Origin of the sequence: Paenibacillus phytorum (assembly GCF_013141715.1) — a bacterium.
Lineage (GTDB): Bacteria > Bacillota > Bacilli > Paenibacillales > NBRC-103111 > Paenibacillus_E > Paenibacillus_E phytorum.
On the sequence record NZ_WHOA01000137.1, the window covers coordinates 1 to 1,939 of the forward strand.

General features: G+C 45.1%; 3 protein-coding genes. All 3 read left to right on the plus strand.

Going from position 1 to position 1,939, the window contains the following annotated elements:
- The first annotated feature begins 140 nt into the window (after nt 1–140).
- Nucleotides 141–794, plus strand: coding sequence for a TetR/AcrR family transcriptional regulator (locus GC098_RS20780; protein ID WP_171645164.1), 654 nt, complete (start codon nt 141–143; stop codon nt 792–794).
- A gap of 65 nt (nt 795–859) precedes the next feature.
- Nucleotides 860–1,276: an SRPBCC family protein gene (locus GC098_RS20785; RefSeq protein ID WP_171645165.1), complete on the plus strand. Its 417-nt coding sequence runs from the start codon at nt 860–862 to the stop codon at nt 1,274–1,276.
- Nucleotides 1,276–1,869 carry an NAD(P)H-dependent oxidoreductase gene (locus tag GC098_RS20790; protein ID WP_171645166.1) on the plus strand — a complete coding sequence of 198 codons (594 nt, stop codon included), beginning with the start codon at nt 1,276–1,278 and terminating at the stop codon, nt 1,867–1,869. Before GC098_RS20785 ends, GC098_RS20790 begins: the two co-directional genes overlap by 1 nt.
- The last annotated feature ends 70 nt before the right edge of the window (nt 1,870–1,939 follow it).

The following is a 1,939-nucleotide window of genomic DNA, read 5'->3' on the forward strand; positions in this document are numbered from 1 at the left end:
CTGTCGATCTATTATATCGACAGCCTTCTGATGATGTCATTGAACTAAAGTACTCCATTGGTAGAGATCATTCTTGTGTTTTCCATCTTGATCGCTGTGACGTATACTGTTAATAAAAAATCAAAACAAGGTGTGATGACATGTCTCCACGTACTAAGAAACAGAACGAGTTCATTCGTGAACAACGTAAGCAAGAGATTTTAAAGGCGGCCGTTCACGTCTATGTGGCAAAGGGCTATTCGGCTACGGCATTGAGCGATGTTGCAGATCAGGCGGGTCTTGCACATGGTTTGGTATATTACTACTTCAAGAATAAAAAGATGCTTTTTCGGGAGCTTTACGAAAACATGATGGACCAGTCCCTTCACTACACAACCATGTATTTTGAACAGGATTCGCCGGTGCTCGCGCAATTCAAAGACTATGCCATACTTATCTGTGAGCGTGTGCTCAAGGATCCACAGACCCAGCGTTTTTATATGCGAATCAGCCTAGATCTGCATCATCTATATGAGCCTGGTGAATTGTCTCCCTTTGAATGGATGAAGAGCTTTATCAAGCCAATGGCCCATGCAATTGACAAAGGAATTGGGCATGGTGTCATCCGTCAGGGAGACGCGAACCTTATGGCCATGCAATACTGGGGAGCTATTTCCCAAGGAATGAGTTATCTGGATCAGCTGCTTCAGGATCTCGCCGCTCAGGGCTTGAAGGAGACGGAAATTAACAGCATAATGGGCGAAAAATTCCAACAGATCGCCGAATCGGCAATTTCGTTATTCAAGCCGGATTGAATATATGTTTTATAGTTGACTGAGTTCTCAATCAAAAATATAATAAACTCAAGGAGCGTGATTATTTGCCAACAATTTACAAGGAGATTTTGATTGATGCCTCGCCGGAGCAGGTATGGGACGCGGTGAGCGACGTAGGTGCTGTCCATCATCGTCTGGTCCCTGGCTATACCGAGAATACCCTTATGGACGGCCATGAAAGAACACTCATACTGCCAAATGGCGGCATGGTACGCGAGTTCATCATTTCCATTGATGAAAGGGAACGTCGAATGGCTTATGCGGTACAAGAAGGACGCATGCCGTTGTTGCATCATCATGCATCCTTCCAAGTCTTTCCTCATGGCGAAAGCGGCGCAAAGCTCGTCTGGACAACCGATTTCCTTCCAGAGCATCTCACTACTGAGATTCAAGCTCGTGTAAATCGCGGAGCAGAGGTTATGAAAGAGACCATCGAGGCCGAAATAAAGGGAGAAAATTGATGAGAATTCTGGTTATTGTAGCTCACCCGAACATCGAACAGTCACGAGTAAATAAACGCTGGTTGGCGGAATTGCGTGAATATCCCGATCAAATTTCAGTTCAAGAACTATATAAGGCATACCCCGATTACGAAATCAACGTGGAGAATGAACAAGACCTCGTTGCAAAGCACGACCGCATCATATTTCAATTTCCAATCCAGTGGTACAGTATGCCGGCTTTACTCAAGAAATGGCTCGATGACGTGTTTACGACATCCTGGCTTTTCGGAGCCGGCGGTAAAGCCGTTGCAGGGAAAGAACTAGTTCTTGCCATGTCGATTGGAGGCGATGAATCGTCCTACCAGTCGGGCGGCTTGATTGGCTATACAATCAGCGAGCTGATCCGACCCTTCCAAGCGTTTGCCAATCAAATCGGCATGACTTTCCTACCACATTATAAATTTTATGGTGCGGTCAAGGCGAAGGATGACCAAATCGAAAATAGTGCCTTACACTATGTGAAACACATCTCCTCTCCCGATCTCAACCCCATGAACTTTCGAAAACGTATGCTCGACGAAATGAGTAAGGCTAGTTCAAATCCCTTATAAGGGCAAATTGATAAATGCCAACTACGAAAAAGTTCGTTAGTTGGCTTCTATCACGAATATGAGGACACAA

What these genes read in the sequence shown, in the direction of transcription:
- GC098_RS20790 (WP_171645166.1), top strand. Translation starts at nt 1,276, where the DNA reads ATGAGAATTCTGGTTATTGTAGCTCACCCGAACATCGAACAGTCACGA.
- GC098_RS20780 (WP_171645164.1), top strand. Translation starts at nt 141, where the DNA reads ATGTCTCCACGTACTAAGAAACAGAACGAGTTCATTCGTGAACAACGT.